Source organism: Bacillus sp. SIMBA_005 (assembly GCF_046535585.1).
Taxonomy (GTDB): domain Bacteria; phylum Bacillota; class Bacilli; order Bacillales; family Bacillaceae; genus Bacillus; species Bacillus pumilus.
In genome coordinates this window covers 1-239 of sequence record NZ_JAWRWI010001104.1, presented here as the reverse complement: position 1 = coordinate 239, position 239 = coordinate 1, and the positions used below count along the sequence as shown (strand labels likewise).

Here is a 239-nt window from a genome sequence, read left to right as displayed (position 1 = left end):
ACATTGTATACGGCACAACATATAAAAATACACCTAAGAATCCAAATAATGCAGCTAGTGGTGAGGCTAATGCTAGTACAGCTACTCCAACAACAAGCATAATAATCGCTAAACTCATCGTGGATTTTGCTGACATCTCACCTGTTACAGTCGGACGATTTTTCGTACGCGGCATAATGGCATCTATATCACGGTCATACACATTATTAAAAGCTCCTGCCGCACCTATAACAAGTGCC

General features: G+C 41.0%; 1 protein-coding gene. It reads right to left on the bottom strand.

Going from position 1 to position 239, the window contains the following annotated elements; translation table 11 throughout:
* The coding region (locus tag SB660_RS23545; protein WP_410584999.1) for a UbiA family prenyltransferase at positions 1–239 on the bottom strand (239 nt) is incomplete at both ends.